The sequence below is a fragment of the Parasaccharibacter sp. TMW2.1882 genome (assembly GCF_023337635.1).
Classification (GTDB): domain Bacteria; phylum Pseudomonadota; class Alphaproteobacteria; order Acetobacterales; family Acetobacteraceae; genus Bombella; species Bombella apis.
In genome coordinates this window covers 63,666-78,883 of sequence record NZ_NWUT01000002.1, presented here as the reverse complement: position 1 = coordinate 78,883, position 15,218 = coordinate 63,666, and the positions used below count along the sequence as shown (strand labels likewise).

The window sequence follows — 15,218 nt, the reverse complement described above, 5'->3', positions numbered from 1 at the left end:
AAGAAAGCCCCCCAGATAAATGATGGGGGGCTTTCTGTTTATGTATCGTTCTGCTTTTGCTGGAGATGACAGCGGGCGAGGCTGTCAAATTCGGCAATGGAGAGCGTCTCTGCCCGTCTGGTCGGGTCGATGCCGGTTTCTTCCAGCAGTATGGCCCCCTTGATGGGTTTTAGCGCAGCCCGCAGCATCTTGCGGCGCTGCCCGAAGGCGGCTGCCGTGACCTGTTCCATGGCCTTGAACAAGGCCGGAGAAGGCTGCTCAGCATGAGGGATGATGAGCGCCACAGCTGAGTGGACCTTGGGTGGTGGTGAGAAGGCCCCCGGTGGCAGGGTCAAGGCGATGGAGCAGTCAGCGCACCATTGTGAAAGAACGGCCAGCCGCCCGTAAGCGGAGGTGCCGGGGGCGGCGCAGACCCGTTCAGCCACCTCTTTCTGGAACATCAGAGCCATGCGGGACCATTGGCCGGCCTGTCGTAGCCAGCCTACAAGAAGAGGGGTGGCGACATTATAGGGCAGATTGGCGATGATCTGTCGGGGGGCGGGGGCGAGCTGGGCCGCATCCAGTTTCAGCGCATCCTGGCGGACGATGTGCAGCTGGTCTGGATAATGGGTCTGAAGCTCTTCAAGGAGAGGCCAGGCCCGTCGGTCAATTTCAACAGCATGAACGCTTTTGGCATTGGATTGCAGCAGGGCCCGGGTCAGCCCCCCCGGCCCGGGACCGATCTCCACGACGTGACTGTCGGTCAGATTGCCGCCCAGAGCGGCAATGCGCATGCAGAGCGTGGGGTCCAGCAGGAAGTGCTGGCCGAGTGTCTTGAGGGCGTCCAGCCCATGCGCCCGGATGCTCTCCCGCAGGGAAGGAAGGGGGGGCAGGGCAGTCTCGGGTGTCATCCGTGGGACAATACGGTTTTGGCGGCCGGACGGAGCTTGATGATGGCGTGGCGGCGCAGGGAACGCTGGAGCTGCTGGGAGGCCTGCTCAACACGTTCATTCATCAGCTGGTCGGCAATCTGGCCGGGTGTCTGCTGTGCCAGATTGCGTTCTTCACGGGAGCAGATCATGATGAGCGCAATGCCATCCGGTGCCACAAGCGGGCGGGAGACATGCCCCGTGGGGATTTTTTCCACGACCTGCCGCATCTGTGGCGCAAGACGCTCCATGACCTGAAGGCCAGGATTGCTGGGGCGGGTATTGCCCAGGGAGGTGTTCAGGCTCTCCATCTCATTGCAGCTTTTGATGGTCTGGGACGCATGAAGAGCTTTCTGGAGGGAGAGCTTCTGCTGGTCTGTCGGTTCAGCTGGATTCAGGGCAGAGCTGAAGGGGAAGAAAGCCTGCCTCATGCTGAGGAGTGTCCCCATCTGCTTGCCGATGGTCCGGCGGGCATGAACAGTGACAATGGCATAACCGCCGGGAACCTTGATGGGGTTGGAGATGGCATTTTCCGGCATTTTTCTGATGACGGAAAGCACTTCCGGCTCGATGTTGTCTTCCTGCATCCATCCGCGGGAGCCCCCCTGAAGGGCGGACTGGTCCTGTGAGAACTGGGCTGCCACGATGGGAAAGGGAGCTCCGTTGCGCAGCTGTGTGATGATGGTCTTCACAAAGGAGAGTTCCGTCTCATCATGACGGGGATCAATGACAGGGATGAAGATTTCACTGATGAAATATTGCGGGCGGCCTGCTTCATTCTGAAGGGCCTGCTCACGCTGTGTGATCTGGAGGGGGGTCACACGGCTGCGAACGCCGAGGTCTTCCCGGAGAACCTGCATCCAGCCGATCTGGACACGCAGCTGGTCGATCAGGGTCGTCAGGGAGATGCCATCCGCTTTCAGGCGGTTCCGCAGGGCATTTTCCGGCATGCCATTGCGGGCCTCAATGGTGTGGATAGCCTCGGCAATCTGCTCAGGTTCGACATTGATGTGTCGGCCAAGGATTTCCTGCATTTTCAGCCGTTCATCAATCAGCTGGTTGATGAGCTGGCTGCGCATCCGTGCCATGATTTCGGGGGTGAGGGGCAGCCCGGTGGAAACGGCAAACAGCCGGGCCCGGTCTTCCACATCACGCTGTGTGAGGATCTGCCCGTTCACGATCGCAATGATCTGGTCTTCTGTCAGGGCAGAGGGAGAACCTGCCTGGTCTGATGGGGTCGCAGCTGCCTGCTTCTGGGCTGGGGCCTGCCCATGGCGGGCGGCCACGGCGCCACCGCCGACCATCAGGGCGGCGCAGGCTGTCAGGGGCAGAAGGGTGGAGCGGGAGAGACGGGAGCAGAAGGACGTGGTCAAGATCATTTTCCGAACGTACCGAGAGATCTGAGTGAAATGCTGAAGCCGACAGACAGTCTGGGGCGCCGTCCCCCAATGCGGGTGTTCTGACGGGAGACATAGAAATTTGTTGTGAGACAGTCGTTAGAGTAGCCGATTACCCCACCATTCGCCACAAATTCCTTACGGGAAATACTGCGCCGTGTGTAGTAGGCGAAATGGACATGTTTCCACCGGCCCGTGACGCCCCCGCTGATCTCGCTTGTCTTGCTGAGATAGGGATTGTTCAGGATTGTGGGGTTCAGATGTCTGAAATGCGGGGTGTAGTAATAGTAATATGATGTTATCGGCTCATAGACATACCCGGCCGACACACGCAGGAAAGGCAGCCCGGCAGAAACGAGCCCTTCCCCGTAATCGAAGCTCCGGCTGTAGGGATTGAAGCGCCCGCGGGCTGTCAGGTCGAAAAAGCGCGACGGTGTCATCTGGATCCGTCCGACAGGGTCGGAGAAGGTGTGCTGGACACCAGAATAGGCAAGATAGGCCGGACCACCACGGGTGGGGTGCTCGATGAAGCTCTCCCCGATCAGCATGTCGATGGAGCGGCCATTCCAGCTCCAGTTCTGATGCAGGCCGACATTGGCCCGCAGGCCACCATCAAGCCGGTCGGTGCCCATGTACCGGTTCAGCGCGAACAGCGTCGTATCGTTGAACTCGTAGGCGAAGCTGTCTTCATTGGGGAGCTGTCTGTGCAGGGCATTACCGGTATTGGGGGCGGCGATCAGCTGCACGATGGGCTCAAGAACCTGCGTGCCATGCCCTTTGGCAAAGGAGCGGAGAAAGGGCCAGCTGACCTTGACAGCCACCGTCGGCTGGGCCTGCCCCCGGACATGGGAGCCTGCATTTTCATAGAGCGGCTGCTCATGCATGCGGGTGGCGTGGTAGAGCATGGAGTCAACACGAGCGGTCAGCACCCATTGCTGTCCCCAACGGTTGGTCCATGGGCGGTCCCACTGGAGGGCAAGCTCGCCACGCTGGTCGTTGGCACCACGCTCGCGCAGGACCACGAAATCGGTCGTGTGGATGCTCAGCCGCCCGCCGAGCCGGTCCGGCTCTCCCTGGAACTCATAGGTGAAGCGGGGCAGGGAATAGGGCAGGTCCCTGTTGTTGATGAGCCCCTGGTTCAGCCCCTGATAGACCTGCGTATCCAGCCGGAGATAGGAGCCGACCCCGAAGCCTTCCAGATAGGCGTTGGAATTGAGCGTGTCGTTGCCATAGCCTGGCAGGCTGTAGTCGCGCATGTAGTTGGCTGAGGTGGCACGATTGGCATTGAAGCCAACCCGCCAGTGCGGAGAGAGATTGAACTCGCCACGGCTGGCGATATAGGCCTGTGCGCCGTGTTCTTTCCCGCCGTTGCTGAGCTCGCCAAAGGCGTTGTAGAAGGGCCGTCCCCGCAGGGTGTCATCAGCCACCCCGCCCTCAAAACGGATATAACCGTTGTTCAGGCGGTTGCGGTAGATGGTGGAAAGCTGCGGGCCGGATTTGGTGGAGACCAGCGGTGTGAAGGTGGCGTCCTGATGTCCGTCAATGACCCAGTAATAGGGCAGGCTGAAGACCGTACCCAGATAATGGTCATGGGGTTTGACATTGAAATTCAGCAGGCCACTGTGGCGTTGTGAGCTGGGATCCGTGACAGGCAGATAAGGAAAATAGAAGACCGGCACACCAAGGACATGCAGCCAGGCCCGGTCGAACTCTATGTTCTGGTTGTCCTTGTCCTGCGTCATGCCATGGGCCTTGATGTCCCAGACAGGTGAGCGCTCGGGGTGAGCCGCACAGACGGGACAGGCCGTATAGACGGGGTTGGCGAAATCCGTCACGCGGCTGTTGCTCCGGCGCATGCCGCTGCTGGAGAGTTTGGCCTCATCTGGCATGCGGACATACATGGAGGAGCTGACAGCATCTTTCATGCCGTGGGCCAGCTCGACATGGTCAGCGTAGGCGATGGTCCCGTCAGGCTGTGTCAGGGCTACATGATGGATGGCCCTGATGATGCCTGCTGCCCGGTCGTAGGTGACCGTATCAGCCCGGAGGGTCTGCTCGCCCTGCCAGAGGCGGACATTCCCCTCCAGAATGAGCAGCCCGGTTTTATCGTAGCTTTCATGGTCGGCCAGATACGTCACCGGGTCTGAGCTGGAAACACGCCCATCTGCTGAACTGTCCGTCGTCGGGCTGGAGGGCAGAGTGCGGGCATTCTTCGGGGCTTTTGCCCGGGGAGCTGTGCCCGCCATGGCTGCCGTGCTGTCGGGAGTGGTCTGCGGGGCGGGCTGGGCAGAGGCAGGAATGACCTGAAGCAGGGCCCCCAGGGCTGTTCCTGCAAGGGCCTGGCTAAGCAGTGACCGGGGCTTTCCAGCGCGGAATGGAAAGTCATCAGACAGTGGCATCAGCCATCCTCCAAGTGCAGCAGCAGGGCTGCGGCAAGACACAAACCGGCACCCGCCGGACCCCATGCAGCAGGGAACGGGGGTAGAGCTCCAGACTTTCCCAGCTGCTCGGCTATTTTGGAGACAGCAAAAAGGGCAAAGCCAGCGGTGACACCAACGCCCAGCATGCGCATGATCCCGCCCCGCCCGGCTGGGCGCATGGAAAAACCGGCGGAAACAAGCGTCATGGTGACGGCCAGCATAGGAAGGGCCAGTAGCCCTTGAAAGTGGAGACGATAAGGTATCGTGGAAAAACCGGAATGACGCAACAGTTTAATCACTCCGGGCAATGCCCAGAGGGACAGGGCATCAGCCGGAAGGGTGCGCTGTTTTAAGGTTTCCGCAGTGATTCCGGAGGGGAACAGGCTGTCATTTTTCCATTGTGGGGGATGGCCATCCGAAAGGACAAGAACGCCATGGAGTCTCCACAAGCCATCCGCAAGCAGACCTTCGGAGACTTCCATCCGCTGCTGGAGTGTCATGTCATGACCCAGCCGGAAGATGGTGATGGCCTGCCCGCGCAGGGTCCGGCCCTGCTGCTGGAGTGTGCCGATATGAAAAATGACATCACCATGGGCAGCCGGATTGCCGGGGTCCCGTATCCATAGATCGGAAAAACGGGTTCCGTCATGGTCGTGCTGGCCCCGCAGCCATGTCTTGTCCAGCTGGGCCGCCAGCCCGTAGCTGAAGGAGGAAAGGGGCGACAGCCCGGCACTGACGGCAAGTCCCATCAGCGCGGCACAGAGCGCAGGGCTGGTGAGAACCTGCCAGGCGGATATTCCCGCCGCCCGGGTTACGACAAGTTCGGAAGACCGGGCCAGACGGGAGAAACAGATCACACCCCCCAGCAATATGGCAAAGGGCAGGATATAGATCACATAATACGGCACATGCAGGGCGGTGATTTCCAGCACGCGCATGAGGCCAGCCTCTGGATGGGCGGCAGCCCGACGGAGGAGGTCGATGAAGTCAAACAGGGAGATCAGTCCGGTCAGGGCCAATAGGGTCAGGCACGTTGTCATGACGAACCGGCGGCCGACATAACGGGCAAGAGTGAAAGAGAAACCGGAATGGACCATGGGGGCGCAGCGCTCTCTGTCGTGTCGGGCTAGCGGGAGGCCGGGGAGGGAACAGGGGTGGCGGACAGCCTGTAACGGCGGGTGGCATCCCACAGCAGAAGCCCTCCCCCGAGGGTAATGGGCAGCAGAACCTCCGTCCATAGCAGGGGCACGAGTGATGGGTCTCTTTCCGCCAGATTCTTGAGCATCAGGGACAGGATCATCAGCCCCACGACGCTCAGGATGGCCACTGTTGGCCGGATGATGTTGCCATGGCGGCTGAAACGCCCCCGCAGCACGCAGAGCAGTCCGATCATGCCGTAGGACAGGCAGGCCAGCGGGCCGGTCAGGCGTGTCCAGCCTTCGATGAGCAGCTTGTTGCGTGCATGGGGGGACAGATCGCCCTGTGGGTGGAAAAGCTGGGACATGGTCAGTTCCGCCACGTCCGGGTTGAGGGCCTGGTCATGTGGGGAGCCGAAATCCAGCGTTTCAAGCTGGAAGAGCAGGGTACTCAGTTCCCCGGTCCGGCGGTTGAGTGTCTGGCGGGAGCCGTTATGCAGGATCAGGCGCAGCGTATTGCCGTGCGGCTCTGCCAGCCCATCCTCGGCAAGGATGGTCACGGGATTGGCCGGAACCCGGTTGTCCTCAATCATGATACCACCAAAACTGTCATCGCTGCGGCGTTCACGGACATAAACGGTCATGGCTTTCGAGATGGGGGTGAAGACCCCTTCTTCCAGCAGGAAGGCGGCCGCCCGGTTGCGGATTTCCAGCTCATACCGGTGGAAGTGATGATAGGCGAGAGGTGCCCCCCACAGGCTCAATCCATAAGCTGTCAGAGTGGCAAAACCGGCGCAGAGCAGGCCGGGGCAGGCTAGTCGTAGAGGGGACAGACCGGTAGCCTGGAGGATGGTCAGTTCCCGGTCACTGTCCAGCCGCTGATAGACCCAGAGAATGACGAGGAAGCAGGTCACCGGCAGAATGACGGTGATGAAGGAGGGGAGCATCAGCAGGGTCAGATGCAGGAAGGCTGGCAGGGAGAGACCGTGCTGGACGATCATGCCGATGAAATGCAGCGACTGGGTCAGCCATATCAGGGCAGTGGCTCCGCCCGTCAGGGCGGCCAGTCCCAGAAGCAGGTGCTGGAGGATGTAACGTTCCCGCAGGGGGAGGAGCCTTTCGGGTTTTATGAGGCGCCCGCCCCTGCCTGCATGGAGGAGCCGGGCCATGTCAGGTTGGGGGAGCGGCAGAATCCGTCGGGCGGGGAGCGGCCGCCCGTTTCAGCCTGTCTTTCAGGGCACGGCCCAGCCCGGCATCCGGCAGGGGAGCCACGGCTATGCCGGCCAGTCCCTGCCGACTGGCAGATTGGTCCAGCTGGCGCAGGCTGGCAAACAGGCGGCGGGCAGCTTCTTCCACATTGCCATCGGGGCTGAGATTGAGGGTGAGGCTGGAGGAAACTGTCTCAGCCTGTGTGTCCCCAAAGGTCAGGAAGGCCTCATCGGGTTGGGCGTGGGTAGCATCCAGCCTGACAGGCAGGGACGGTGCATAATGGGATGAGAGCTGCCCCGGGGCGTTGGGGTGGCTGGTGCCATCAGCTGCGCTAGCATGGTCGGCCACAATGATGGGACCGCAGATTTCCTGCAACTCTTCCAGCGTCACGCCTCCGGGGCGGCGGAGTATGGGGCGGGACCCGGAGAGGTCCAGCACGGTGCTTTCCAGCCCGACGGCACAGGGCCCCGTGTCCAGCACGGCATCAATCCGGCCTTCCAGCTCGTCCAGAACGTGACGTGCGGTGGAAGGGCTGACCCTGCCGGAACGATTGGCGGAAGGAGCCGCAATGGGAGTCCCGGCCAGGCGGAGCAGGTCTTCCACCGCACGGCCTTTGGGAACACGGACCGCCAGCGTTTCCAACCCTGCGGTGACCGCCTGTGCAATACGGCTCTTCGCATGGCGGGGCAGGATGAGTGTCAGCGGCCCGGGCCAGAAACGCTGGGCCAGACGTCGGGCCATGTCATGCAGGGGAATGGCCATGTCGGCCTCGGCAAAGGCGGCATCAGCTGAAGCGAAATGACTGATGAGGGGATTGAAGGATGGGCGTCCCTTTGCCTTGAAGATACGCTCCACTGTCCGCTGTGAGGTGGCCAGCCCTCCCAGCCCGTAGACCGTTTCCGTCCCGAAGGCGACCAGAGCCCCCTGCCGGAGCAGCCGGGCTGCACGCCGGATACCATCATGGTCCTGGTCGAGCCGTTCTGTGCGGTGATGGGAGGAGGCAGTATGGGGCATGGTGATGATACCGGGTGATGAAGCGGGGAGGGGGAGAGAGTTGGGAGGGGGAAAGGTCAGTCCTGCGAATAGCCGGTGCAGAAGAAGGGGGAGTTGAGCCAGCCCTTTTTGCCGTAGCGCAGTGTCTGGCCTGCATCGTCCAGCAGGTGCCCGCCTGCGGCTTCCAGGATGGCCTGCGGGGCAGCGGTGTCCCATTCCATGGTCGGACCGAAGCGGGGGTAGAAATCAGCCTTGCCCTCGGCAATGAGGATGATCTTGGCGGCAGACCCCATGTGCGTGACGGACTGGACATGCCGCCCGGCCAGCCATTTTTTCAGCAGGGCCTCGGATGTGTGGTGAGATGATGTCAGAACCCGCAGCCCATCCGGTCCCGGCTCTGTCGTCCTGATGGGGTGGCGCTGCGTGCCGATCAGCTGGAAGGCTCCCTGCCCGATACCCCCGCCATACACGCCCTGTCTGGCGGGCAGGGCCACGGCACCCAGCACGGGCCTGTTGTTGCGGATCAGCCCGATATTGATGGTGAAATCTTCCCCTCCGGCGGCGAACCCCCGTGTGCCATCAAGGGGATCAATCAGCCAGTAGCTGTTGCCCGCCGGGACATGGATGCCTGCGGCATGTTCCTCTTCCGCAATGGCGGGGATGGCCGGGCAGGCGTCCCGCAGGCGGGCGAGGATGTGGCGCTCCGATGCCTTGTCTGCTTCCGTGACAGGCGAGGAATCGGCCTTGATCTCGGTCTGGAACCCACGGTCACGGATCTCTCTTACGATCCCGGCGGCTTCGGTGGCAATTTCCAGAGCCAGCGTCAGCAGCTCATGGTCGTGTGGGAGGGTCTCGGGGGAAACAGTCATGGCAACAGGTTACCGTATTATGGATCATTCGTCACTTCTCCTCTTCTCTGCTATGATGGGCGGACTGAAAAGAGGAAGTCCCATCCCGTCACGCTCATGTGAGGCTGGTCCGCCAGTCCTGGCCGGGGCTGTGGCTTTCTTTGCAGATGAGGGCAGGGTCCATGCTGTTCCTGCAGAAGGTGGGGCCTGCCAGAAGAATGAAACAGGATGATCATGATCGATATTTCTTTTACAGCAGCAGCCCGCCCGGAAGATGGTAATGGCCTTTCCGCTGTTCTGCTCTGTCATGGAGCGGAGTTTGCACAGGGTGCCGTGTTCCGCCAGCATGATGAGGCCCTGGGCGGTGCCCTGTCCCGTGCTGTTTCCTTGCGGGACTTCTCTGGCAAGGCCGGACAGACTCTCAGCCTGACAGCTCCATCAGCGGCTGTGGCGCAGTTCCACCTTCTGGGCTGCGCCCCGGCGGATGATGAGCCGCAGAGTGCTGGGACGGCGGCCCGGAGTGCCGGGGGTGAGGCTGTGAAACTGCTGAAGGCCAGCGGTGTCGAGGCGCAGGACGCTGCCTTGCTGCTGGAAGCCGGGCAGGCGCCGCTGGCGGCGGAAATCGCCCTGGGTGCCCAGCTGGGCAGCTATCGGTTTGACCGCTACAGAACGGTAAGCAGCAGGACACCGGCCCTTCAGGCACTGCATGTGGTCCTGTCTGATGCTGGACAGCTGGCAGAGGCCCGGGCAGGCTGGAAGGAGCTGGAAGGGCTTGGCAGAAGTGTTTTCCTGACGCGAGACCTCGTCAACGAGCCCGCCAATGTCCTTTTCCCGGAGGAATTTGCACAGCGCATCAAAGAGCTGGAATCTCTGGGGCTGGAGGTCGAGGTGCTGGACCGTGCCCGGATGGAAGAGCTTGGCTTTGGGGCCCTGCTGGGCGTGGCGCAGGGCAGCGAGAAGCCGCCTTTCACCGTCATCATGCGGCATAGGGGGGCTGCCGGGACTGACAGTGCGCCGCTGGCCTTCATCGGCAAGGGTGTGACCTTTGATTCCGGTGGCATTTCCATCAAGCCCGCTGCTGGCATGGATGAAATGAAGATGGACATGGGCGGTGCTGCCGCTGTTGTGGGCGTGATGAGCGCTCTGGCTCGCCGGAAGGCACCGGTCAATGCCGTGGGTGTTGTCGGCCTTGTGGAAAACATGGTTTCCGGGGCGGCCCAACGTCCGGGTGACATCGTGAAAAGCCATAGCGGGCAGACCATCGAGGTGCTGAATACTGATGCGGAAGGGCGTCTCGTTCTGGCGGATCTCCTGTCCTACACACGGCAGACTTTTGAACCGGCCCTGATGGTCAATCTGGCCACGCTGACAGGGGCCATTGTCGTGGCTTTGGGCAGCGATCATGCTGGGCTGTTCAGCAATGATGACCAGCTTGCCAGTGCGTTGGCCCAGGCTGGTGAGGAAAGCGGTGAGACCCTGTGGCGCATGCCGATGGGGGCCTCTTACAATCGCCGGATTGATTCCGACATTGCCGACATGAAGAATATCGGGGGACGGCCGGGCAGTTCCATTCTGGCAGCCGAATTCCTGAAGCGTTTTGTCGGGGACACACCCTGGGCTCATCTGGATATCGCCGGCACAGCGTGGGCAGAGCAGGCTTCTGCCATTACCCCTAAAGGTGCCAGTGGGTTTGGTGTACGGCTGCTGGACCGGTTTGTCTGGTTGCATCAGGAGAGAACGTCCCGGCACTGAGGGATGGAGAGACGGGCAGTCCCCGCAGGGGGGCATGTCCGGGCTGGCCCTTGCTGGTTTCCCCCCTGTGGGAAAGGAAACCGGCAAGGGCTTTTCATGAAAGAGGCATGACATGCAGGAGCCGTCTGATGGGCTGGTCACGCGCAGGGTGTATCCGCCGCAGGACGTGCAGGTGGGGTTCTATCATCTGACACGGACGTCTTTTGAAGCCGCCCTGCCTGCCCTGCTGAACCGGACGCTTGAGGCTGGCGAGCGTGCCGTGATTCGCTGTCAGGATGCCGGGCAGGTCAAGATGCTGGACGAGGCCCTGTGGGCCACGCCTGCCGGTGTCTGGCTGCCACATGGCAGCCGTGCGATGGGTCATGCGGACCGCCAGCCTGTCTGGCTGACAGCGTGTGATGAATTACCCAATGGCGGCGCCTTCCTGTTCCGCATGAATGGGGCCTGGGATGGGGCGCTGACGGGGTTCAGGAGGATTTTCGACCTGTTCAACGGGCATGACGGGGACGCCGTCCAGCAGGCCCGTCTGCGCTGGAAAGAGATGAAACAGGCCGGATACCGCCTGACATACTGGCAGCAGGACGCCAGAGGTTGGAGAAGGGCAGGGTAAAGCCGGACATGTCGTTTCATGACCCTTTCATGGTCTGTCTGCTGGTTTTTATGGCCGTGCTGCTCTGTGGGGAGAGGCATGTCCGCATTTTTGTCAGCGGGCTCTGGCGTTCCGTGCCACTGGCTCTCTGGCGGCGGGGTGGCTGCCACATGGCAGGCATGGTCGTGGCCATGCTGGCGCTGGCAGTCTCGCACCATGTGGGGGCGGCGGCCTGTCTGGTGGCCGTGTCGCTCACCCTCATGGGAGGAGGGACCGTTTTTCAGCCCGTCTGGGGGATTCCGGCGCTGGTTGGGTATGGTCTGCTGCCTGATGGGGCAGGGGGCGTGGGGTTGATGGCCGTCTGTCTCTGGGCTGCGGGCCGGGCCGGCAGCGATGGGGCGGCCCGTCTGGTCGCCCTGTTCCTGCTGCTGGGGCTGGGACATGGGTTGGCTGCTCTGCATCCTCTGGGGTGGGTTCTGGCCGCTGTCGGTCTGGCGGGGGTATGTCTTCTGGCCGGGGCGTGGCCGGACCGGCTCTCCCTGTATCGGCACTGTCGGTTGGTGCGGCCCGTGCTTCTGTTGGGCATTGTGGAAATTTCACGCCAACAGGGCATGGACCTTGGGGTGGAGGGTGCCCTTTTTGCGCTTCTGCTGGACCTTGTCTGTCAGTCTCTGGCTGTGATCTGGCACCGGGCGGCCCTGCTGCTGTTGCCAGCTCCGCCGTTGCCGGGATTTGTCGTAGGGTGGGTTGGTCTTCATGCGGCTTTGGGGTTGAGCAGCAGTACGGAAGGATGGACCGTGGTGGGCTGTTTGCTGGGGGTGGCCATCATGGGGCTGGCCTGTGGGGATGGCATGGTGCTGCTGGGTGAAGGTGCGGCCGTCCTGCCAGAGGAGCGCCGCCGGTCCTGGATATGGGGTCTCTTTCTGGCCATGGGGCTGCCTTCGGCCTGTGGCATGGTGGCAGGCTGGATGACGGGCCATGGTGCGGGTTGGGCGGCCTGGTTGTATGGCCTGTCCGGTGGTGATGGCAGTCTGATGGCTCTGCCGCTGTTCTGGGCGGGCCTGCTGCCTCTCTGGTTCTGCCTGTCCCGTGGGCGCTGGCGTGATGGGCCGGATGCTGGCCTGCAACGGGATGGAGGGAGCAGCCCCATGCTGGGTAGTCTCCAGCCTTACATGCAGGCACAGCCTGTCCGTCCCCGGGGCCTGCGGCGGTGGTTGATGCGGGGGCAGCGGCAGGTTCGCAGTGTTCGTCTTTCCGCAAGGGAGATTCTGTCCCTTCTCCCTGTGCAGGAGCCGGAAGCAGTTTTCTGGCTTGTCTTTCTGGGGGGTGTGCTGGTTGTCATGGGGCTGGCGCAATGATGGGCATGGTTCTGCTTTCTGGCCTTCGTGTTCTGCTGGAGCTGAGCCTTCAGCTGGCCGTGATCCTGCTTCTCCTGCCGGTAATGTTCTGGCTGGGGGAGGATGTTCCGGCCCTGCTGGTTGGCAGGGCTGTGGCACCATTGCGGGAGAGATATGGCCGGATGGCTGCATTCTGGCGGCTGACCCTGCGGCATGGCCTGCCGCTGGAGGATGGGCTGATGCTGGCTCTGGGGCTGCTGGTGCTGCTCTGTCTGGCCGGTTTGTCCATCGTCATGCCGGATGTCGGTGCCGTGATGGGTGCATGGCTGGCGGACCCGTTGCTGATGGGGAGTGTTCTGCTGGCTGGCGCTTTCTGGGCTGTCCCGGGGCCGCTCTGGTGGATGCATGGACGCTGCTGCCTGGTCCTCTGTCTGACAGAATCCTTCATCGTGCTGGCGGCTCCGGGTGTGACCGGCCTGCGGGGTGTGCAGCAGCTTTTGCTGGCGGCACCGGGGTCCAGTCTGGCTGGGACAGCCCTCTGCTGTGCCGTGGCGCTGGCCCTGACGACCTCCCTGCCGGATCGCCAGACACTGGCTGATGACATGGTGGCGAGGGGCCAGCCGGTTGGCCGGTTGGCACGGGATCAGCGACAGGTGATCGTGGGCGTGTATCATGCTGGCTGGTCGCTGCTTCTGGGGGATCTTCTGCTGCCTGTCCTGTTTGGTCTGGAGGGGCCGGGGGGAGTTCTCGGGCTGTCTGTCAGGTTCGTGGGGGGGAGTGTTCTGGTAGCTCTGGGGCAGATGACAGGCATGAGACGGCATGGACGGTTTGTGGCCCTTCTGCTGGGGCTGGCCGGGTTGATGGCGCTTGCCGGGAGGTTTGCCGTATGATGGCCGGGTTTGCCTGCGCACTGGTATTCGTTCTGCTGAGGCTGGGGCGGGATGGTCGCTGGCTGCCGCTTTATGGCGGGTTCTGCGCCATCATTGCGGGGACATCCGGTACGGGAGGGCTGGCAGGTCTCTGTGCCCTGCTGCTGCCGGTTTTCAATCTGATTCTGTGGGGGCTCGTGCGGCATTTTGCTGTTGGCCAGCAAGGGCGTCTCCTTGCCAGTGGGCGGGGTTTGCTGCCTGTCGTGATGACATTGCTCCTTCAGGTTGTTCTGGCTTTCTTTGGGGCAGGTCTCGGACTGGTGCCGACGTTTGGCATCGGTTTGGTGCTGGCCGGTTTGTGTGCAGCAGCCTGTGGTGTGGCTCTGGCCCAGTTCTGCGGGCTGATCATGGCTGTGGATGGCCTCATGGTGATGGCGGCCATCCTGCCTTCATGGGGGCTGTTCGTGACGGCTGTGGCACTCTGGGCGGTCATGGTGTTCCTGGCACTTGTGCTTCTGCCCCGGCTGGCCTGGTTGCGGGTGGAGGAAGGGTGATGATGCTGGCTGCCGCGTCTTTCTCTTCCGGACTGTTTGCGTCTCCTGTGCTGTTCGGGCTGATGTGCTGGCCGTTTCTGGTGGTCTGGGTCCTGTGGGCTTCACGTCGGCCCGATCAGGCCAGCTTCATGGCACGGTTGGGGCTGGGTCTCAGTGGCCTGGCCCTGTTGGGCTGTTCGTCCGGCATGACGTGGGGACAGGAGGTCTGTCTGGCCATGGAGGCCTGTGTACCGGCGCTGCTCTTTGTTCTGCGGGGCAGAACTGAACCGATCACGGGGACGGCGTCCTTCAGGGAAGGGATGAGCGTCTATCTGCCCTTTCTGGTAACAGGTTGCGTGTTTATGGGGCTTCTGCTGCGCCCCCCTCTGGCAGCCCTGTTTTTTGATGGTGCCGGGACTGTCCTGCTGGCTTGGTGGGATGGCCGGGCAACCCGGCGGGCCATGCCTGCCTGGGAGGTGGCCCGTCTGCGGCTGAGTGGCCTGATACTGGCGGGGCTTGGCTTTGCAGTGATGCAGGGAGGGGGTGTGTTTTCCAGCAGCGAGAGTGCAGCCCAGGTTGGGCAGGTTCTGGCGCTGACAGGGTTGTGCATGATGGCGGGGCTGGGGAGTGCCGTGTCCAGCCGGGCAGAGCTGGTCCTGCTGGATGCGGGGCTGCGTTTTGTTCCGCTGTTTCTTATGGCGTTGCTGGCCGTGATCCCTTTCATGCGGCACCTCATGGTGGTGGCTGGACTGCTGGCTCTGGCAGGCACGTTTCTGGGGCGACAGGGCAGTTTTCCACTTCTTTCATGGATGACGGGTTTGGGCGTGCTGGCTGCGGGAACAGGGCAGATGCCATGCCTTCTCCTGCTTTATGGGGGCGCCCTGCTCGCCACGGCCCTGCGGCTGGGATGTGATGGCCTGCTTCTGGGAGGTGTGGCTGCCCTGCCGGTGCAGATGGTCCTGCCCGTCATCATGATCGTACTGGCTGTCATGGCGCCGCTGCTGGGCTGGCCGGCCCTGCTTGGGCTGCTGGCCTGTGTGATGCTGGGATTCCGGCATCTGGAGCTGGAAACCATGCCGCAGGGTGTTCTGGCCGTTTGGCAGCGTGGTGGCTGGGTGATGCGGGGGCTCCTTCTGCTGCTGGTTCTTCTGGTCCTGCTGGCCGTTGCGCTGCTGGTCTGGGGAGGCATGCTGGTTCCTCCCTTGCCTGACCTGAAAGGACATTGAA

General features: G+C 62.3%; 13 protein-coding genes. 6 read left to right on the top strand and 7 right to left on the bottom strand.

The features are described from left to right. Positions 1-38 precede the first annotated feature (38 nt). Genes rsmA through CO583_RS05960 form a run of 7 tightly spaced genes read right to left on the bottom strand, consistent with a single transcriptional unit; the run spans position 39 to position 8,932 of the window. Positions 39-890 (bottom strand): 16S rRNA (adenine(1518)-N(6)/adenine(1519)-N(6))-dimethyltransferase RsmA, encoded by an 852-nt coding sequence (gene rsmA / locus CO583_RS05990; RefSeq protein WP_248630614.1) that lies wholly within the window; start codon positions 888-890, stop codon positions 39-41. Continuing rightward, complete coding sequence (locus tag CO583_RS05985; RefSeq protein WP_043557899.1) at positions 887-2,287, bottom strand: peptidylprolyl isomerase; 1,401 nt, start codon at positions 2,285-2,287, stop codon at positions 887-889. Before CO583_RS05985 ends, rsmA begins: the two co-directional genes overlap by 4 nt. After that, positions 2,284-4,704 carry an LPS-assembly protein LptD gene (locus CO583_RS05980; RefSeq protein ID WP_103765207.1) on the bottom strand — a complete coding sequence of 807 codons (2,421 nt, stop codon included), beginning with the start codon at positions 4,702-4,704 and terminating at the stop codon, positions 2,284-2,286. Before CO583_RS05980 ends, CO583_RS05985 begins: the two co-directional genes overlap by 4 nt. Then, entirely contained in the window at positions 4,704-5,822 is a 1,119-nt protein-coding gene (gene lptG / locus CO583_RS05975; protein ID WP_081562877.1) for an LPS export ABC transporter permease LptG, read from the bottom strand. Before lptG ends, CO583_RS05980 begins: the two co-directional genes overlap by 1 nt. A 29-nt stretch (positions 5,823-5,851) precedes the next feature. Further along, the gene (locus CO583_RS05970; RefSeq protein WP_248630613.1) at positions 5,852-7,030 is read right to left on the bottom strand and encodes an LptF/LptG family permease; all 1,179 of its coding nucleotides are present in this window, start codon (positions 7,028-7,030) and stop codon (positions 5,852-5,854) included. 1 nt (position 7,031) lies between these two features. Next, complete coding sequence (locus CO583_RS05965; RefSeq protein ID WP_249103268.1) at positions 7,032-8,084, bottom strand: L-threonylcarbamoyladenylate synthase; 1,053 nt, start codon at positions 8,082-8,084, stop codon at positions 7,032-7,034. A 56-nt stretch (positions 8,085-8,140) separates the two neighbouring features. Beyond that, positions 8,141-8,932, bottom strand: coding sequence for a 3'(2'),5'-bisphosphate nucleotidase CysQ (locus CO583_RS05960; protein WP_043557903.1), 792 nt, complete (start codon positions 8,930-8,932; stop codon positions 8,141-8,143). Positions 8,933-9,145: 213 nt separating this feature from the next. Here CO583_RS05960 and CO583_RS05955 point away from each other — a divergent pair, with 213 nt between their 5' ends. The 6 genes from CO583_RS05955 to CO583_RS05930 all read left to right on the top strand — a co-directional run bounded on the left by CO583_RS05955 (position 9,146) and on the right by CO583_RS05930 (position 15,217). Next, positions 9,146-10,663, top strand: a complete 1,518-nt coding sequence (locus tag CO583_RS05955; protein WP_248630611.1) for a leucyl aminopeptidase — start codon at positions 9,146-9,148, stop codon at positions 10,661-10,663. 112 nt (positions 10,664-10,775) lie between these two features. Then, positions 10,776-11,273, top strand: coding sequence for a DNA polymerase III subunit chi (locus CO583_RS05950; protein ID WP_052348873.1), 498 nt, complete (start codon positions 10,776-10,778; stop codon positions 11,271-11,273). 8 nt (positions 11,274-11,281) lie between these two features. Then, positions 11,282-12,610: a hypothetical protein gene (locus CO583_RS05945; RefSeq protein WP_103791287.1), complete on the top strand. Its 1,329-nt coding sequence runs from the start codon at positions 11,282-11,284 to the stop codon at positions 12,608-12,610. Positions 12,611-12,615: 5 nt separating this feature from the next. After that, a complete protein-coding gene (locus CO583_RS05940) occupies positions 12,616-13,479 on the top strand; it encodes a hypothetical protein (RefSeq protein WP_248630610.1) in 864 nt (287 codons plus the stop codon). Beyond that, entirely contained in the window at positions 13,476-14,012 is a 537-nt protein-coding gene (locus tag CO583_RS05935) for a hypothetical protein (protein ID WP_043557906.1), read from the top strand. The genes CO583_RS05940 and CO583_RS05935 overlap by 4 nt, the downstream gene beginning before the upstream one ends. Further along, positions 14,012-15,217 carry a hypothetical protein gene (locus CO583_RS05930; RefSeq protein WP_249103265.1) on the top strand — a complete coding sequence of 402 codons (1,206 nt, stop codon included), beginning with the start codon at positions 14,012-14,014 and terminating at the stop codon, positions 15,215-15,217. The genes CO583_RS05935 and CO583_RS05930 overlap by 1 nt, the downstream gene beginning before the upstream one ends. Position 15,218 lies beyond the last annotated feature (1 nt).